Here is an 18,358-nt window from a genome sequence, read left to right as displayed (position 1 = left end):
GTAAGATAGCGCGCAACGGCACTAGTCAATATCGACCAATGGGCAGGTTTCAGCCGGCATCGGGCTGGTTGGGCGGTGATGCCTGCACCAAAGCGGGGATCGCCATGCAGTTCTCGTGGATCCGCCGGATCGTCGGGAAGGGTGTCATATCCACCTCGAACCGCACGTTGTTGAGCACTTGCGCATAGAGGCAGAGATCGGCAAGACCCACCTTGTTTTCATGACAAAAATCGCCTGTTTCCGGTTCGGATGCCAACCGCTTTTCCAATGCCTCAAGGCCCGCACTTGCCCATTTGCGGAACCACGCGGCCTTGCCCTGGGCATCCACCCCAAACTCTGTCTCAAGATGCTTGAGGATGCGCAGATTGTTCACCGGATGGATGTCCAATGCGACAATATGCGCAAGGCTTCGCACCCGTGCACGGCCCCAAGGGTCGGAAGGCAGCAGCGGTGGCTCCGGATGCGACTCGTCCAGCCACTCGAGAATAGCGAGCGATTGCGGCAATGCACCCTGCGGTGTGACCAAAGTGGGGACGAGGCCCGAGGGGTTCAGCGCCAGATGTTCGGGGCTGGCCTGTTCGCCCTTGAGCAAAGACAGCGGGATATAGTCGTATGCCAACCCCTTGAGGTTCAGCGCCGCCCGCACCCGTACCGAGGTAGAGCTGCGGAAATAGTTATGCAGCGCAAAACCCGTCATGCTCGTGGGCCTATGGTGACCTCGAGCGTGCCAATGCCCTCAACGCCGCCTGTGACAACATCGCCCGCTATGATTGCACCAACACCGGCCGGTGTGCCGGTCATGATGATATCACCGGGGGCCAACGTCATCGCGCGCGACAGGGTCGCCACATGTTCACGCACAGACCAGATCAGATCGGCCAGATCGGCGTCTTGTTTCGTCTCGCCGTTCACGGCCAGCCAGATGCGCCCGTTTTCAACAGAAGGCACATCGGCAATCGGGACAATCGGCGCGATGGGGGCCGAATAATCAAACGCTTTACCCCAATCCCACGGGCGGCCCATCGTTTTGGCCTCGTTCTGCAAATCACGGCGGGTCAGGTCGATGCCGACCGATGCCCCCCAGACGTGATCCATCACGTCTTCCTCGGCGATATCAGCGCCGCCCTTGCCAATCGCGATGATCAATTCGATCTCGTAATGCAGGTTTTCGGTCAGTGGCGGATAGGGGATGGTGCAAGGCGTATCAATCGCCGCGTCAGCGGGTTTCGTGAAAAAGAAGGGGGCCTCGCGCGTCGGGTCTTTGCCCATTTCGATCGCATGGGCCTCGTAATTCCGGCCAACGCAAAAGATACGGCGTACGGGAAACCGTGCGTCTGATCCTTTGATCGCAAGACTTGCCTGTTTTGGCGGCTCAAATGCATAGGTTTCAGACGTCATGTACGTGCCCTTTCTGAAGATTACATGTCTGGGATAGCGCCCAATTTTTCCGGCGTCATCCGTTAAGGATCAAACCTTTACATTTATGCGCCGCAACCGCAGAGCGTTGGTCAGCACAAACACCGACGAAAACGCCATGGCCGACGCGGCAAGGATCGGTGACAGCAAAATCCCGAACACCGGATACAGCACACCTGCGGCAACGGGGATCAACGCCACGTTATAGCCGAACGCCCAGAACAGGTTCTGGCGGATATTGCGCAAGGTTTCATGGGACACGGCAATGGCGCTGTTTACGCCGGTCAGACTGCCGGACATCAACACCACATCGGCGGATTCAATCGCGACATCGGTGCCGGTGCCAATGGCGATCCCGACATCCGCATGGGCCAAGGCAGGGGCGTCATTGATGCCATCCCCGACAAAGGCGATCTTTTTGTCCGATCCGCGCAGCTTGTCCAGCGCATCGATTTTACCATCAGGCAGAACGCCCGCAACGACGTGGTCAATGCCAAGGGTCGCTGCCACGCTATGGGCTGTTTTGGGGTCATCGCCGGTAATCATCGCGACCTGAATGCCGCGTTGGTGAAGCGCTGCAATCGTGGCTTTGCTATCGGGTTTGATCGGATCGGAAATTGCGACCAAACCTGCAATTTTCCCCGCAACAGAGACATAAAACACGGTTTCACCCTGTGCTGCGCGGGTGTCGAATTCGGTCACGAAGGATGATGTATCAACATTCAGCTCCTCCATCAGCCGCGCATTCCCGATGTGAATGTCCTGACCATTTACTGATGCGGTGACCCCTTGGCCATTAATCGCCTGAAACCCTGTGGCTTCGGGCAGTGTCATGTGTTTTGCGGCGGCGGTAATCGCGCTTGCGATCGGGTGTTCCGACAGAATTTCCACTGCCGCAACCTGCGCCAACAGGCTGTCGCGCGACCGGCCTTGCGCAGGGATCAGGGCGGTCAGCGCCGGGTGGCCCTGGGTCAGGGTACCCGTTTTATCAAACGCCACGATATCAACGCCACTTAAGGCTTGCAGCGCGTCGCCCTTGCGGAACAACACGCCCATTTCAGCCGCACGGCCAGTGCCCACCATAATGGATGTCGGTGTGGCCAGACCCATTGCACAGGGGCAGGCGATAATCAGCACCGACACCCCCGCAACAAGCGCATGGGACAACACCGGCGAAGGCCCGAAAAATGCCCAGATGGCGACCGTCAGCAGCGCGATCCCCAGAACGGCAGGCACAAACCAAAGCGTAACCCTGTCAACCAACCCCTGGATCGGCAACCGCGCGCCTTGGGCTTGCTGAACCATACGAATGATCTGCGCCAGCGTCGTATCATCCCCAACCGACGTCACGCGGCATGTCAGACTGCCTGTACCATTTACGGTACCACCGGTCACAGGATCCCCAGCCGTTTTGCGTTGCGGCATCGGTTCGCCGGTGATCATGCTTTCGTCGATGCCGGAATCGCCGCTCAGGATCGTAGCATCAGTCGGCAAGCGTTCACCCGGACGGATCAATATCTCATCGCCGACTTTCAGGGTCGAAATATCCACATCAACCCAATCTGCCCCGCGTTTGACCCGCGCCGTATTGGGTTGCAGCCCCATCAGCTTTTGGATCGCGGCACCTGTCCGGCCCTTTGCGCGCGCCTCGAGCCAGCGGCCCAGCAAGATCAGCGCGATGATTGCGGCGGCGGCTTCGAAATAGACCTCGCGGGCGGTGGCCGGCAAAAGTTGCGGCAAAAACAGCGCGACGGTCGAATAAGAAAACGCAGCCCCCGTGCCCAAGGCAACCAGACTGTTCATGTCAGGTGCGCCGCGCAGAAAGGCCGGTATGCCCAATGAATAGAACCTGCGGCCGGGACCAAGGATCAGAACCGTGGTAAGGACAAACTGGATCAGCCAACTGCCCTGATGGCCGATTGTGCCAGCGATCAACCTGTGCATCCCAGGGACCATATGAGCCCCCATCGCCAGGATAACTACCGGCAACGCCAGCGCCGCAGCAACATAGAAGGCGCGCCCGACTTCCTCTGCCTCTTCGCGTTTGTGGATGGCGTGGTCTTGCGTTGTGGTTTTGGTCGCGGCCACGGCGGGATAGCCCGCATCTGTCGATGCTTTGGCAAGGGTTTGGATCGTTACCGCGCCCTTGGCATGGGTTACCATCGCCGTGTCGTCCGCAAGGTTCACACTGACCTCGGTCACACCGGGCACGGCCCGCAAGGCCTTGTCGACCCGCGCGGCACAGCCTCCGCAGGTCATACCGCTTACCGACAGTGTTTGTATTTCGTCCCGCGCCATTTCAAACATCCTAACCGAAAGGGTTACCCACTATATAGGCCTTCGGGGGATGCATTGAACAGGGGGCGCTGATCAAAGCGCCTGCGTCACAAAAACAAAGACCGACGCCAACGGGGTACGCTGGCATCGGTCTGACGATTTGTGCAGTCCGGCGGTTACTTTTCCGCAGGGGTATCCGGCTGTTTCTTATCTTGCTCGGCATCAACAGGGTCGTCGATCAATTCGGCGTCCTCAATATCAGCCCGCGTTGCAACGGGTGCTTGCGCATCCGCACCTGAATTATCTTCGATTGCGCCTACGATCAGCGGCAGCATTTGCAACCCGCCCGGCATCGCGACTTCGGACATGGGCGGTGTTTTCCACGCCAGCGTATCAAAGCTGTGGCAGTTTTCGCAGGTCGGTGCCCATGCAGCGTGGATATGCTGGCAGTTGTCACAAATCCACTGCGGGCCACGCGATACGGTCAGCGCGCGGGCAAGCCAGCCTTTGACGACAGTATCAGACGCGCCCTCTCCCCGCTCAATCGCAGCCATCAAAGTGACGGACCGCGCTGTCGGATCGGTTTCAACCAGATCACCCAAAGACCGCCGCGCTTGCGGGAAATCTTCGTTGGCGATGTTCAGTTCAGCAAGCAACATCTTGGTTTCAGCATGATCCGGCTGCGCTTTGGTCAGCGCCGTGAACCGTTTCAACCGTTCGCTCGGGCTCTCGTTTGGTGCAATTGCGGCAAAGGCTGCGGCCAGATCGGGGTGCGGTTGAACGCTCCATGCCTTTTTCAGCAGACGGGCGGCGTATTTGGGTTTGCCTTGATCGATAAAACCATGCGCCGCCATCACGGCCGCCGGGATCAGGTCAGGCGACAAACGGTTCGCTTCGATCGCCGCTTCGCGCGCTTCGATGCTGCTGCCGTCGCTGATGATGTCTTTTGCTTCGGACAAGGCCAGAACGGCATCGCGGCGTTTGTGAACATCGCGCGGCAACTGGCCATTTTTCAACTTGGTGTTCAGCGTTTCGCGTGCACCCTTCCAGTCTTCTTTTTCAGCCTGAAGCTTTAGCAAAACATCGCCGGTTTCTTCGTGCTTTGGCTTCAACGCAAAGGCTTTCTTTGCCAGCATCAGCGCTGTGTCCGTGTCACCATCGGCCAGTTTTTGCTTCATGATGCCGCGTATGCCCACAAAACGGGTCGATGTATTTTCCACCATCTTGCGATAGGATTCTTCGGCCAAACGGCGGTCGCCGGCCATTTCGGCGGCTTGGGCAATCAGCAGATTGGTCAGTTCAGGCTTTTCCAGATATTTGTCCGCTTTGGCGGCCTTGGCCAACGCCAACCGGCCCTCGCCACTGGCCAGCGCCATCAACCCTTCGGACAGGGCCTCGTAACCTTTTCTTTCGCGGTTGCGATCAAAATAGCGCGACAACGCGGTCTCATCGCCATTCAGGAAGTGCCAGGTCGCCACCAAAAGCGCGATCACCTTGAGCAACACCCAAACCCCGATAACCAACAGAATAATTGCGATAACAGATTGCAGTGGGCCAAAGTTGAATTCGGTCCCCATGACAGTCACCTGCAATCCGCCCGAGCTTTCCAGCAGGAAACCGGCACCCCATGCCAAGGCGGCAATGGCCGCAACAAACACAACGATCTTAATCAATGACCAAAGCATATCAGTTTCCTTAATTTGCCGTCAGGCGTTGCGTCAGGGTGTCTACGGCATCTTGCGCTGCCTGACGGGCTTGCGCATCCGCGATCCAGTCGGCCAATGGCGCTTTGGCGCTGTCGGGCAGGGCGTCGATTTCGGTCAATGCTTGTGCCAGTTGCCCTTCGCGCATCGCCGCTTCGGCACGCGACAAGATTGCGTCGGGGTCATTGCCTTCGCGCGGGATAACAGATCGCGCCCCAAGCTGGTTTTTCAAGAAATTGCCCAAGCCGCCAGTGGCACCCGCAGGCTCTTCTGCACGCGCAACCGCCAAGGATGCCCGCGCGGCATCGGGGAAACGGTCTTGCAAATTCGCACTGGTCACAACGCCCGTTTCGGCGGCTTCTGCCAGAACGGTGGGCAGATCGTTGATACCGTTGGCCTGCAATTCGGCAAGTTCATCCGCAAACGGCTGGCCGGTGCTGATCGCCGCAACGATCCGGGCAAGGGCCGATTGTGCTGCTGCGGCCTTCGCGGCTTTTTCTGTTGCTTCCTCCACGCTCAGCGCGTTCTCCAAAAGCTTCGCGATTTCGTCACGTTGGGTTTCAACCGAAGACTTGAGCCCGGCCAGTTCGGCCTCGAACCCTGATGTGTCGATTTGTGGGCCATCACCCGCGCTTGGGGCTGGACGGCTGGCAATCTCGTCTACACGGGCGGACAAATCCGCGATCGCGGCTTCAATTCCGGACATATCTGCGGGGGCAGCAGCAGGCGCTGCGCTTGCTTGCTCAAGCTTGGCGATCCGCGCCTCTTGTGCGGCAAGGTCCTGCGTAAATGTGGCTGGTGCTGCATCCTCAGAACGCAGCCCCAAAACGTTCAGCTCTGCTGCGGCAAACCCGATGGCACCGGCAACGATCCCCCCCAGAACCATCGGAAAAAACACGCTTCTGGATTTTTCGGGTTCTACCTTGGGCGCAGCAGGCGGGGACGACACAGATGCGGTGCTGGCTGTTTTCACAGGCTCGGTTGCCGGCTTTGCAGGTTCGGCCTTTTTCTCAACCGGTTTATCGACGGTTTCGGCCTTGGCTGAGGTTTCGGGTGCGATAGCAGGCTTTGCGCTGTCCATCTTGGGCACATCCGGCGTCGAAGATGTCGTTGGATCTTTGGGTGCCTTCGCGGCGGCAGTGGGTGCCGGCGTCGCGGGTGCAGGCTGGGTCGGCTTTTTCACTTGATCAGCCTTCTCAGCGGGTTTCGTTGTTCTGGCTGGCGTTTTACGCACGGGTTTCGGCTTGGCCGCGGCAGAGGACGCACGCGAGGCCGTATTTTCCGTGGGCTTGTCGCCGCCAGTGGTTGGAGTTTTCGCTTTCGCCACGCTTGAAACCTTTCCGATTCTGACTGTTTGTCAGGCAATATCCTCAACCTTAGACGGCAATCAGGTTGGTCTTCAAGGTAACGTGGCCCAATCTACGGCAGTTTCAAGCGCAATATGCATGGATGCGGCGTTAGGGCAGTCGGCAACCACAAGTTTACCGATGTCGGACTGCGCAAGCGGCTTTGCCACAGCATCGCTTAGCGCAATCACCACGGCTTTGTGTAAGTTTGCGCAGTCAGCAACGAACTGCGTCGCCGTTCTGGGCGAGAACAGCGGCACGATACAGGGGATTCCAGCGGCAAGCGCGGTTTGTGCAGCCATCGAGAGCGGCAAAAGCTGTTGATCGTACACGGCAACAACATCCGTTTGCACCCCCGCAGCTGTCAATCGCGCAGCGATATCCCCGCGCTGGTGGACGCCGCCGATATGCAGCAAAGGGGCCGGGGGCGGGGCTTTGATCAGGTTTTCAATCAATTCATTTGCATTTTGACCCAAAACGCTGGCATTCCAGCCGCGCTGCCTTGCGGCCTCGGCCGTGCGGGCACCGACGCAATAGGCCGGAAAACCATCACCGTTCCCCGCATGATCGACCCCGTTTGCCGAAGTGAAAATCACCCCTCGATAACGCGTCAGGTCCACGACCGCATCTGTCGGCATAATTTTCAGCAAGGGGCTGGTAATCAGCGCCAGCTTTGCCAGCACCTCAGGCTTGATCGCGTCAACAAACCGCTGGGACGCAAGCGCAGGGCGGGTCATGATCAGCACAGGCAATGTCATTCGGCCAAGGCACCCCAAGGATTGTTCCGTCTGTCCCAAGGTGTTACTTGGCCCGGAACACCCTTGCAACGGAAACGGCCATGATTGTTCTTGGATTGGAAAGCAGCTGCGACGATACCGCTGCCGCAATAGTACGTCATACACCCGGTGAAAACGGGGTTGTTTTGTCGTCGGTTGTCGTGGGCCAAACGGATCTTCACGCCGCTTTTGGTGGTGTCGTTCCTGAAATCGCCGCCCGCGCGCACGCCGAAAAGCTGGACCTTTGCGTAGAAGAAGCCCTGAAAAAAGCGGCTCTAACACTGGGTGATGTTGATGCGATCGCCGTGACGGCTGGCCCCGGTCTGATCGGCGGTGTGCTGTCAGGGGTCATGTGTGCCAAGGGGTTATCGGCCGCAACGGGCAAGCCGCTTTACGGGGTGAACCATCTGGCGGGTCACGCCCTGACGCCGCGCCTGACCGATCATGTCGCCTATCCTTTCCTGATGCTTTTGGTATCGGGCGGCCACTGCCAGTTTCTGCTGGTGCACGGGCCGGACCGGTTTCAACGGCTTGGCGGCACGATTGACGATGCCCCGGGCGAGGCATTTGACAAGGTTGCGCGGCTGATATCACTGCCGCAACCGGGCGGGCCTGCCATCGAACAGGCCGCTTTGACCGGCGATGCCAAACGCTTTGCGCTGCCCCGGCCCCTGCTGGACCGTCCCGATTGCGATATGTCGTTTTCCGGTTTGAAAACGGCTGTTCTGCGGGCCCGTGACAAGGTTATTGCCGAAAAAGGCGGGCTTACCGTTCAGGATCAAGCCGACCTTGCCGCCGGATTTCAAGCCGCTGTCGTTGATGTACTGGCGGAAAAGACGCGACGCGCGATGAAGGCCTATATGGATCACGACCCTGCCGAGCCTGCCTTGTGTGTTGCAGGCGGGGTTGCGGCGAATCTGGCCATTCGCGCTGGGTTAGAGACTGTTTCGGACGAATATGGTGCCCTATTTGTCGCGCCCCCGCTGGCCTTGTGCACAGATAACGCCGCCATGATCGCCTTTGCCGCAGCAGAGCAAAGCAGCCTGCGCGGGCCGGATGATCTGACGTTATCCGCACGGCCAAGATGGCCGCTGGACACCAACCAACCGTCAATGTTGGGCAGCGGAAAAAAGGGAGCAAAAGCATGAGCATTGCAGTTCTTGGTGCCGGTGCCTTTGGGACCGCGCTGGCGATTTCACTGGCGCATAAAGGGCCTGTTTCGCTTTGGGCGCGTGACAGTGGTGACATGGCGCTGGTGCGTGAAAATGCCAAACGGCTGCCGGGCTGCCCCTTTCCCGACCCGCTGTTTGTGACCGATATGATCGAGGACGCGACCAAGGCCGATATCCTGCTGGTGACGGTCCCCATGCAAAAACTGCGCGGATTTCTGACCCAGAACGCCGGCTATTTGAACGGCAAGAACATCGTCGCGTGCTGCAAGGGGATCGAACTGGAAACCGGGCTGGGGCCGATCGCAGTGATCCGCGAAACGCTGCCCGATGCGGTGCCTTCCATTCTGACAGGCCCCAGCTTTGGCGCTGATATCGCGCGCGGCCTGCCCACGGCACTGACCCTCGCCTGTGCGGATGCGAATGTGGGTAAAATGCTCCAGACCGCTTTGACCACCAATAACCTGCGGCTTTACCGGACCACTGACACAATCGGTGCCGAACTGGGGGGCGCATTGAAAAACGTGGTCGCCATCGCCTGTGGTGCCGCGATCGGTGCCGGTTTGGGGGAAAGCGCGCGTGCCGCTGTGATGACGCGGGGCTTTGCCGAAATGCAACGGCTGGCCGAACACCTGAACGCCAAGCCGGATACCTTGGTAGGGCTATCGGGGTTTGGTGACCTTGTGCTGACCTGCACATCGACCCAATCGCGGAATTACCGGCTGGGGCTGGCCTTTGGCGAAAAGCAGCCCTTTGACAGCACAACAACCGTCGAAGGGGCTGCCACCGCGCGCGCCGTTGATACGCTTGCCCGTGAACGCGGTCTTGACCTGCCGATCACCGCAGCCGTTGCAGGGTTGGTCGAGAATAGATTAGATGTGCCCAGCGCCATGAAAGCGCTTTTGAACCGTCCGCTAAAGGAAGAATAACATGTTTGTTGCCCTATTCGCCCACGACAAACCCGGTGCACTGCCCGTGCGTCAGGAAAACCGTCCCGCCCATGTCGACTATCTGAAATCGACCGGATGCGTTGCGCAGGCCGGCCCTTTGCTGGATGCTGACGGCCAAATGTGTGGATCACTCGTGATCTTGGATGTGGCAGATATGGCTGCCGCGCAAAGCTGGGCCGACAATGACCCCTATGCCAAGGCCGGTCTGTTCGCGGATGTGCAATTAATCGCTTGGAACAGGGTCATCGGCTGATGGCGTTTTGGCTATTCAAATCCGAACCATCGACCTGGGGCTGGGATGACCAGGTCGCCAAAGGTGCCGAGGGCGAAGAATGGGACGGCGTACGCAACTATCAGGCGCGGAATTTCATGCGCGAGATGGCGTTGGGGGATCGTGGATTTTTTTACCATTCCCAAGGCGAACGCGCGATTGTAGGCATCGTAGAGGTGTGCGCCGAGGCGCATCAGGACAGTTCAACCGACGATGAGCGTTGGGAATGCGTCGATATCAAAGCCGTGCGACCGTTCAAAAAGCCCGTTACGCTGGATCAGATCAAATCAGATGGCAGGTTTGACGATATGCCATTGGTCACAAGCCCGCGTTTGTCAGTGCAGCCTGTTACGGATCAGCAGTGGCAGCAGATTTGCGCGATGGGCGATACGGAAGCGTGATTTGTAAAAGGGTTCCGGCACCCCGCCAGAACCCTTTCTCACCCCACACGTCCCCCGAAAGGCCACCTCGTGTGTATCGAAATTTGTTCTGGCCATCCTGGCCGACTTGGTTTGGATACAGCCGCAACTGCGTCGGCGCAAGAATCTAATGTTTAAAAGGCCTTACAATACATAAACGCCCGATTAACCAACCGGGCGCCTATGACTTGGTCTTGGTTTCGTAATCTGTCCGGGCTTAACCGTAGACGGATTCTTTGCCGAAATGCTTGGTCAGCATATAATAAATCACCGCGCGGTATTTGTTGCGCTCTGATTTGCCGTATACTTCGATCACTTTATTGATCGCTTCCATCAGCTCGGGGCCGTCTGCCATGCCCAGCTTTTTGATAAGAAAGTTATTCTTAACCAGCTCAAGTTCGCTTGCTTGCGATCCGGCCACTGTTTGCGCATCCGCGTTGTAGATCGACGGTCCGCAGCCAATTGTAACTTTGGTCAGCAAAGCCATATCCGGCGTCATGCCGCATTTATTTGTCAGATCATCCGCGTATTTCGCGATCCATTCGTCTCTTTTTCCCATTTGATATCTCCCACAGTTGTATTTGACCGATGATTACGGCCTTGGAGCGAAGCCTAGTCAGAAATTTTCAGTCGCAAAAGGTTTTTTGTGACGTTGACGCAAAGTCACGGAAACCAATGCGGTGCCTTTTTTAATGTGGGCCAGTCTTCGGGGCTGTGGCCAAAGATGATAAGGGCATCCCGCTCGGCCGCCATCTGCATCAACCGATCACCATGATGGATGGCAAGATCAACATCCCATGATCCCGCGAATTTCTCGTCAATCTCGGACGCGCGGCTGATCGCGTCTGACGTCAGCAACACCCAGCCGGTTTGTGGAAGCCGCAGCATAAACGCCAACTGACCCGGCGCATGTCCGGGGCACAGCAGCACGTCAAACCCATCCCCCAGCGCGAAATCCTGCGTGACCAGTGCGTAATCGGCATCCGGCCACTCCATCGCCTGTTTGCCGGACCAATAAAGTGGCCGTGGCAACGCGCGCTCGGCTGCGGCGATCAGAATTGGTGCTTGGGGATAGCCGCCCATATCGCCCACATGATCGATATGCGTATGGCTTTGGATCATCAGCGTCACATCACCTTTGGACAAGCCCAGTTTGGCCAATTGCGGCCCGGGCATGTTGTCGGCGGTCACTGACAAAACCTGACCAAAGCCACCCAAGCTGTCCTGAGCCGTGGCTGCATCTGCATCCTTCGCATATTTTTGCGGAAAACCAGTGTCTATCAAGACGGTTTCACCTGCGTCCGTCTGGATGACGTACCCACAGATCCCGACATCACGGGGCCCTGAATGCACGCGGAACAACCCGTAATCCAGCACCGCCAGACGGATCGGTTTGCCTTTCAACGAAACTTGCATATTCATATATCCGGCCCCTATCGCGGGCATGTTAGCCCAAGGCGCGTCATGAAAGTCAAGATACACACCCTGTTCCAGTATCTGCTGGAAACCACCGATGCCGCCCCCGAGGCGATTGTCGGCTTTTCGCTGTCAGGGTCACCCAAGCTGGGGGATTATCTGGCCGACCTGAACCCCGAACAATCGCTGGATTGGAACAACCGCGACTTTCGCGGCCTGCCGGAACTGCGCGATCATGTCTTGGCCCAAGCGGGACTGACGGGCATTTGCACCCCCGCCGATGTCCTGATTACCGCCGGGGCAGCCGAGGCGAATTACCTCGCAATCATGCAAACGCTTCAACCCGGCGACGAGATCGTGATCGAAACACCCGGCTGGCCGCAAGCCGAGGTGCTGGCCAAGGCGATCGGGGCCAGAATCACGCGGATCGAACGGCGCGAGGCGGACGGCTGGCGACTGCCCATCGACCAGATTGCCGATGTGGTAAACGACCGGACCAAGATGATCTTTCTCACCAATCCGAACAATCCCACAGGCGATCTGCTGTCTTCTGACGAAATTGCCGAACTGGTGCGCATCGCCGATCCGGTCGGGGCGTGGTTGCTGATCGACGAAGTGTACGCCGGGCTAGAATGGGATGGCCCCCGCGCACCGTCTGTCGCCGGTATGTATCAGCGTGGGATAACCACCGGCTCTGTTTCAAAGGCGTTGGGACTTCAGGGGTTGCGCACGGGCTGGATGATTTGCCCCGATCCCCAGATGATCATGGACGCGGTTATTTTACGTGAAAATTCATCCGAGATCATGAACATCATGGGCGAAGTCATTGCCGAAATTGCCCTGCGGCCCGACCGCTTTGGCGCAGCCATGCACAAGGCCAGAGCAGAAGGCCGCGCAAACCTTGCCCAGATGAACGCTTGGGTGGAGGCGCAGGACGGGCTTTCTTGGATATCGCCGCGTGCGGGGCTGATCGGGCTGGCACGTCTACCTGATGGTATTGACAGCGATCTATTTGCCCGCACCCTTTTGGCGGACCCGTATCGCACGTTCCTGCTGCCGGGCAGCGCCTATGACCAGCCGAACCACATCAGACTGGGTGTCGGCGGCGGTGCTGCGGTCAATCTGCAAGACGGCTTGGAACGTGTTGCCAAGGCCCTGCAAAATTGGGATCACCAGCCTTGTTGAGACGGAAAAATTGCGCAATGTTGTCCCCATGATTTTACGTCGTTCATCCCCTGTTCTGTTTGCCTTCAGCGCGGTTGCCGCTTTGGCCGACCCCTTGCCTGAACCTGTACCGGCATCAGCGTTTGATCCTGTGAACATGGACGAAGCGATATTGGGGCAATTGCTGTTCTATGATCCGGTTCTCTCAGGCAATAAGAACATCGCCTGTGCAACCTGCCACCACCCGGATTTCGCCACCAGTGACGGGGTATCGCTGGGCTTGGGCGAAGGCGGCGTTGGTCTGGGGCTTGAGCGGCGCGGTGATCCTGACAACATGCCAGAGCACCGGATTCCCCGCAATTCGCCCGCTTTGTTCAACCTTGGTGCATCGGAATTCACCGTTCTGTTCCATGATGGCCGGATCGAAGTTGACGCGGCCATGACCTCGGGGTTTCGCACCCCGCTGGACGACGACATGCTGGAGGGCTTTGCCTCGCTTTTGTCGGCGCAAACCATGTTTCCGGTTCTCAGCCCGGATGAAATGGCGGGGCAAGGGCGCGAAAACGATGTGGCCAAGGCCGTGCGACAGGGGCTGATCACAGGTGAAGGTGGCGCTTGGGATATTCTGGCGCGCAGGGTTGCGGCGCTGCCCGGCTATGCCCAGCGGTTCCAAGCCGTTTATGACCATATCGACAGTCCTGACCAGATTGCCTTTACCGATATTTCCAACGCGATAGCAGTGTTTATTGCCCATGAATGGCGGTCGGATACATCTATTTTCGATGCTTACCTGCGTGATCCCAAGACGGATTACCCCTTGGATGCGGCCAAGGGGCTGGACCTGTTTTATGGCGATGCGGGATGCAGCACCTGCCATTCCGGCCCGTTCCAGACCGACCATAAATTTCACGCGATGGGTGCACCGCAGCTTGGCCCCGGCAAGGCAGCGGCCTTCGAGACCCATGCCCATGATTTGGGCCGCCAAGGAGTTACCGGCGATCCAGGTGATGCTTTTGCCTTTCGCACACCGTCCTTGCGCAACGTGATGCAGACCGGGCCGTGGGGCCATGCCGGTGCCCACAGCCGGATCGAAAGGTTTCTTTACGATCACCTTGATCCGGCATCCGCCGCAAAAACCTATGCTGATGATACCGACGAACGACGCGCGGTGCGCTTGCCCCCGCTTGCCACCGATGACTGGCGTGAAATGGATGACCCGACCGCCCGCGACAACATCCTTCAGGCCGCGCTGATCCGCGCGCCTGTCGGGCTGAGTTCAACAGATATCGCCATGTTAGTCTCGTTTTTGCGCACACTGGATGATGAAACGGCGTTGAATGGCCGGCTTGGCATCCCGCGTGACGTGCCCAGCGGTTTGCCCGTGGGCGGTGCCCCGAATTAATCCGCTTGAACAATCACGGCTGTTTCGCCTGCCTTGGCGGTGATGGGCGCGCTTGTTGTACCATCGGGCCAGCGTACGGTGATCTGGGCCGTTTCCGCGCGCCCGATCCCGAAATGCAGCGGCAAGGCCACGCCGCCCGCATGACCCCCGCCAACAGTGACCTGCTGGCTTTGCCCTGATCCGCCCGCGTTGATCATGACCCGCGCGCCTATAGCAAAGCGGTTGCCACCAGCCCCGTCAAGCCGCACCGCGATGGCGTTGCCCGAATCTGTGCTGACGTTATGATACAGTCGCATCGGTGCGCGCCGGTTCACCACCACCAAATCCAACAAACCGTCGCCATCAAAATCGGCCAAACCCGCCCCACGGGACCGCGCCACATCGGCAAGACCAGCCGTTTCGCCTGCTTCGGCAAACCGGCCATCTGCGCCTTGGATCAACAGGTTGTTGGGGTCACGCATTGCCATCCCGGGCATCTGGTCGACATTGCCCTTTGCGATAAACAAATCAGGCAGCGCATCGTTATTCACGTCACCAAACGTCGCGTGCCAGCCGGTCGATGGCCGCCCATCGCCCTTGATATAGGGGTTATGCGCAAAGGTGCCGATATCGTAGGGCGCGTTTATATAGGTGCCATCCGGTTGGGCGATCTGCATCAGTTGATCCCCCATCGACGTCAACATCAGCTCGTCCCGACCGTCCCCCGTCAGATCACGGCTGGCAATTCCCATACCCCAAAGTGACACGGTCGCAAAACCGTCATCAGGACCCAGAAAGCGGCGCTCCTTGATATCCCACACCTGTTCCGACCCGCCGGAAACATAGTAATGCCGATCATTCGAAATGCGCAGCGACATTACACCACGCGCATCTTGGGCCGCCAGCATCGACAAGGTGCAATATCCGGGCGCAAGCGTTTCGGCGGCATAGGTTAGCGTATCGGTGGCGGCTGGGGACAGGATGGTTTGCGTATCACATGTGCCAAACGGGCCGTCAGGGTTGGCGCGGTCAACATAGTGACCGACAGCCAAGGTGGGAAACTGCGCGCCTTCGTCCCACCAGGCGGTAAAGGCGGTTGTCCATTGATCGGTCTGCGGAATGGCCCAGCTTTCGGTAACATCCGTGAAACCGCAATCAGGCCCGCCGCGCAACACACGGTCTGGCCCGACACGCATCACATACAGATCCAGAACCCCGTCGCCATCAATATCAACCGGATAGACCCCCGTTACGCCGGTCAGCTCGCCCGATACAGAGACCGGATCAAACGCGATAGCCCCTGCGTTAGAGACGTTTCTAAGCAAGATCATCGGTGACGTGCCGCCCGCTGCCACAAGATCGGGCAAACCATCGGCCGAACAGTCAAAGGCCGACACGCCACCGCCGACAAAATGTTCCCAGCCGCCGGTGTACATATGGTCGGGCAACGCGGTGGTGATATCGCTGAACACAGGTTCGGCCTGCAATGATCCGGCTGCCAGGACGCAGACAATAGACAGCCGGCAGATCATGCGGCGTTTTCCCCCAGCAGCGCATCTGTCACTTCGGACAAGGCAAGCGCCGCAGCACCCTTGGCCCAGACTGAGCCGCCCCAGGCGTGAATATCGACGGGGGTTGGCGTCCGTCCGGCAGGGAGAATCATGCTGTTCATCTCGGCTAACATATCGTCGGTGGTCAAATAGTCATAGCGCATCCGCTCGCCGCTCAGGATGATCCGCTCGGGATCAAACAGCTGGACGATATTCGCCAAACCCACACTCAGGAACCGCCCTGCCCGCCGGAAAATGGCCAATGCGGCCTCGTTTCCGGCATTTGCTTCCTCGTACAATGTCTCGATCATGGTCACCGCAGAACTGTTGGATCTGGGATCGCGGTCCAGCGCGGTGCCAGCCTCGCGGACAAGGGCGTAATCAGCGACATAAGCCTCAAGACACCCGCGCTGGCCACAGCGGCACAGCGCCCCATCCAGCTGCACCTTGGTGTGGCCCAGCTCCATCCCCGGGCCCAACGCGCCGCGGAACAGCCGGTTGTTCAACACCAGCCCCATGCCAACGCCGCGTTCAATGGTAACAACAACGAAATTCGACGTCCCCCGCCCCGCACCGAACCACAATTCGGCAAGCGTCAGCAGGTTGGTGTCATTGTCCAGCGATACGGGCAGGTCCAACTGCTCCATCAGCAATTCGCGCAGCGGAATGTCGGTGTCGGTCATCACCGGCGACCATTTTACAACTCCGGTACCTGCATCCACGATCCCCGGCAGGCCGATCCCGACAGCACTGATGGAATCATGCTCTTGCCCGGCTTTCTGCAAAAGCTTCTTAATTAGGGTCGAAACCTCGGCTAAAACTTCGGCTGTGCTTTGGCGTAATGCACCACTGGTCAACTGCGCCTCGGCGATGACCGTGCCCGCCAGATCCAGCAGGATAGCGGTATGGCGTTCGTCTGAAAGCTTCATCCCGACCACAAACCGGCTGCACGGGGCCACACGCAAGGCGATTGGCGGACGGCCACGGCTGGTGCCGCGCTGGCTGTCCTCGACCTCTTGCAGCAGGCCGCGCGTGATCAGGTCGGATGTGATCGTTGTGACCGAACCGGGGCTGATATCAAGGGTGCGCGCCACGTCCATGCGGGGCATGTGCCCTGCCGCACGCACCTGTTCGAACACCTGCTGACGCAGCGGGCGGGTATCTTCTTGCGACAGCATAAGTCGCGGCCCGCAGCCAAAAGGCGCTGCTTCGCTGCCTTCCAATCTGCCCTGCCGAATTAGTTCGCTAGCCAAACTTTATTCCCCCATCAGATCCAGTGATCCAAATACTTCTCCCCGGATCAGTCGAAATAAGCCGCCTTTTGCGGACATCTGTCAAATTATTTATCGTTTTTTTGAAAATTTATTTTGACAACTGAATTAAAACGCGCAACCTCAGGACACGGAGAAAAAATCGATGCCATCTGGGACATCGGAATCATTTCATCTGGGAGGAAAGAAATGCGTAAACTCTTTATGGCAGCGGCTGTCGCCACTGCCGGATTCACCCATGCCGCAGCAGCACAAGACATCACTGTCGGCGTGAGCTGGTCCAATTTTCAGGAAGAACGCTGGAAGACTGACGAAGCCGCGATCAAAGCTGCTTTGGAAGCTGCCGGTGCGAAATACGTCAGCGCCGATGCGCAGTCGTCTTCAGCCAAGCAATTGTCCGATGTTGAAAGCCTGATCGCCCAAGGCGTTGATGCCTTGATCATTCTGGCACAAGACAGCCAAGCGATTGGCCCGGCCATCACAGCCGCGGCTGATGAAGGTATTCCGGTTGTTGGCTATGACCGCCTGATCGAAGATCCTCGTGCGTTTTACCTGACATTCGACAACGTCGAAGTTGGCCGTATGCAGGCCCGCGCCGTTCTGGAAGCCATGCCAAAAGGCAACTACGTCATGATCAAGGGCTCGCCCACCGATCCAAACGCCGATTTCCTGCGTGGCGGCCAGCAAGAAGTGCTGCAAGCTGCAATCGACGCGGGCGACATCACCATCGTTGCCGAAGCGTACACAGACGGCTGGTTGCCTGCCAACGCACAGCGCAACATGGAGCAGATCCTGACAGCGCAAGACAACAAGGTTGATGCGGTTGTTGCATCCAACGACGGTACAGCTGGCGGTGCGGTTGCAGCCCTGACAGCACAAGGCATGGAAGGCACACCTGTGTCCGGCCAAGATGGCGACCACGCTGCGTTGAACCGCGTTGCAATGGGCACACAGACCGTCAGCGTTTGGAAAGACGCCCGCGATCTGGGTAAGAACGCTGCTGAAATCGCAGTTGCCCTTGCTGGTGGTGCAGAAATGGGTGCCGTTGATGGCGCACAGGAATGGACATCGCCCGGCGGCACAACATTGTCGGCCAAGTTTCTGGCACCTGTGCCGGTTACCATCGACAACCTGAACGCCGTTCTGGACGCCGGCTGGATCACCAAAGAGGCGCTTTGCCAAGGTGTTACAGACGTCGCAGCCTGCGAGTAATCAAAACAATTGCATCCCGGCCCCGGTCGGGATGCAC

At 58.5% G+C, this 18,358-nt stretch carries 17 protein-coding genes; 7 read left to right on the top strand and 10 right to left on the bottom strand.

All coding sequences use genetic code 11. The features are described from left to right. Positions 1 to 49: 49 nt before the first annotated feature. From maiA to HGT1_RS12890, 6 genes are all read right to left on the bottom strand, one after another. Complete coding sequence (maiA, locus tag HGT1_RS12915; protein WP_176250367.1) at positions 50 to 697, bottom strand: maleylacetoacetate isomerase; 648 nt, start codon at positions 695 to 697, stop codon at positions 50 to 52. Further along, positions 694 to 1,398, bottom strand: coding sequence for a fumarylacetoacetate hydrolase family protein (locus tag HGT1_RS12910; protein ID WP_176250366.1), 705 nt, complete (start codon positions 1,396 to 1,398; stop codon positions 694 to 696). The genes maiA and HGT1_RS12910 overlap by 4 nt, the downstream gene beginning before the upstream one ends. Positions 1,399 to 1,467: 69 nt before the next feature. Continuing rightward, positions 1,468 to 3,714 (bottom strand): heavy metal translocating P-type ATPase, encoded by a 2,247-nt coding sequence (locus tag HGT1_RS12905; RefSeq protein WP_176250365.1) that lies wholly within the window; start codon positions 3,712 to 3,714, stop codon positions 1,468 to 1,470. 155 nt (positions 3,715 to 3,869) lie between these two features. Then, entirely contained in the window at positions 3,870 to 5,378 is a 1,509-nt protein-coding gene (locus HGT1_RS12900; RefSeq protein ID WP_176250364.1) for a heme biosynthesis protein HemY, read from the bottom strand. A gap of 10 nt (positions 5,379 to 5,388) precedes the next feature. Beyond that, a complete protein-coding gene (locus HGT1_RS12895; protein WP_255200196.1) occupies positions 5,389 to 6,579 on the bottom strand; it encodes a COG4223 family protein in 1,191 nt (396 codons plus the stop codon). A 216-nt stretch (positions 6,580 to 6,795) separates the two neighbouring features. Beyond that, entirely contained in the window at positions 6,796 to 7,500 is a 705-nt protein-coding gene (locus HGT1_RS12890; RefSeq protein WP_255200195.1) for a uroporphyrinogen-III synthase, read from the bottom strand. An 80-nt stretch (positions 7,501 to 7,580) separates the two neighbouring features. Here HGT1_RS12890 and tsaD point away from each other — a divergent pair, with 80 nt between their 5' ends. From tsaD to HGT1_RS12870, 4 genes are read left to right on the top strand one after another with little or no spacing between them, the layout of a single operon-like run. Further along, positions 7,581 to 8,666, top strand: a complete 1,086-nt coding sequence (tsaD, locus tag HGT1_RS12885; RefSeq protein ID WP_176250362.1) for a tRNA (adenosine(37)-N6)-threonylcarbamoyltransferase complex transferase subunit TsaD — start codon at positions 7,581 to 7,583, stop codon at positions 8,664 to 8,666. Further along, a complete protein-coding gene (locus HGT1_RS12880; RefSeq protein WP_176250361.1) occupies positions 8,663 to 9,616 on the top strand; it encodes an NAD(P)H-dependent glycerol-3-phosphate dehydrogenase in 954 nt (317 codons plus the stop codon). The genes tsaD and HGT1_RS12880 overlap by 4 nt, the downstream gene beginning before the upstream one ends. 1 nt (position 9,617) lies before the next feature. Further along, positions 9,618 to 9,890, top strand: a complete 273-nt coding sequence (locus tag HGT1_RS12875; protein ID WP_176250360.1) for a YciI family protein — start codon at positions 9,618 to 9,620, stop codon at positions 9,888 to 9,890. Beyond that, positions 9,890 to 10,309, top strand: coding sequence for an EVE domain-containing protein (locus HGT1_RS12870; protein ID WP_176250359.1), 420 nt, complete (start codon positions 9,890 to 9,892; stop codon positions 10,307 to 10,309). Before HGT1_RS12875 ends, HGT1_RS12870 begins: the two co-directional genes overlap by 1 nt. Positions 10,310 to 10,544: 235 nt before the next feature. On the opposite strand, the gene HGT1_RS12865 is transcribed toward HGT1_RS12870, so the two are convergent. Both HGT1_RS12865 and HGT1_RS12860 read right to left on the bottom strand, forming a co-directional pair. Then, positions 10,545 to 10,886, bottom strand: a complete 342-nt coding sequence (locus HGT1_RS12865) for a DUF2853 family protein (protein WP_176250358.1) — start codon at positions 10,884 to 10,886, stop codon at positions 10,545 to 10,547. Positions 10,887 to 10,990: 104 nt separating this feature from the next. Beyond that, positions 10,991 to 11,749, bottom strand: a complete 759-nt coding sequence (locus HGT1_RS12860) for an MBL fold metallo-hydrolase (RefSeq protein WP_176250357.1) — start codon at positions 11,747 to 11,749, stop codon at positions 10,991 to 10,993. A gap of 42 nt (positions 11,750 to 11,791) precedes the next feature. Between HGT1_RS12860 and HGT1_RS12855 the strand changes: the two genes are divergently transcribed. Together HGT1_RS12855 and HGT1_RS12850 are read left to right on the top strand one after the other, a co-directional pair. Beyond that, complete coding sequence (locus HGT1_RS12855) at positions 11,792 to 12,928, top strand: pyridoxal phosphate-dependent aminotransferase (protein ID WP_176250356.1); 1,137 nt, start codon at positions 11,792 to 11,794, stop codon at positions 12,926 to 12,928. A 28-nt stretch (positions 12,929 to 12,956) separates the two neighbouring features. Next, complete coding sequence (locus tag HGT1_RS12850; RefSeq protein WP_176250355.1) at positions 12,957 to 14,309, top strand: cytochrome-c peroxidase; 1,353 nt, start codon at positions 12,957 to 12,959, stop codon at positions 14,307 to 14,309. Here HGT1_RS12850 and HGT1_RS12845 read toward each other — a convergent pair. Beyond that, complete coding sequence (locus tag HGT1_RS12845; protein WP_176250354.1) at positions 14,306 to 15,820, bottom strand: CRTAC1 family protein; 1,515 nt, start codon at positions 15,818 to 15,820, stop codon at positions 14,306 to 14,308. The genes HGT1_RS12850 and HGT1_RS12845 overlap by 4 nt on opposite strands. After that, a complete protein-coding gene (locus tag HGT1_RS12840; protein WP_176250353.1) occupies positions 15,817 to 17,016 on the bottom strand; it encodes an ROK family protein in 1,200 nt (399 codons plus the stop codon). Before HGT1_RS12840 ends, HGT1_RS12845 begins: the two co-directional genes overlap by 4 nt. A gap of 282 nt (positions 17,017 to 17,298) precedes the next feature. Between HGT1_RS12840 and xylF the strand changes: the two genes are divergently transcribed. Next, positions 17,299 to 18,321 carry a D-xylose ABC transporter substrate-binding protein gene (xylF, locus tag HGT1_RS12835; RefSeq protein WP_176250352.1) on the top strand — a complete coding sequence of 341 codons (1,023 nt, stop codon included), beginning with the start codon at positions 17,299 to 17,301 and terminating at the stop codon, positions 18,319 to 18,321. Positions 18,322 to 18,358: the final 37 nt, after the last annotated feature.

This window comes from Sulfitobacter sp. HGT1 (assembly GCF_013282155.1).
Lineage (GTDB): Bacteria > Pseudomonadota > Alphaproteobacteria > Rhodobacterales > Rhodobacteraceae > Sulfitobacter.
The sequence above is the reverse complement of the archived record's forward strand: the minus strand, read 5'-3'. Positions and strand labels throughout refer to the sequence as shown.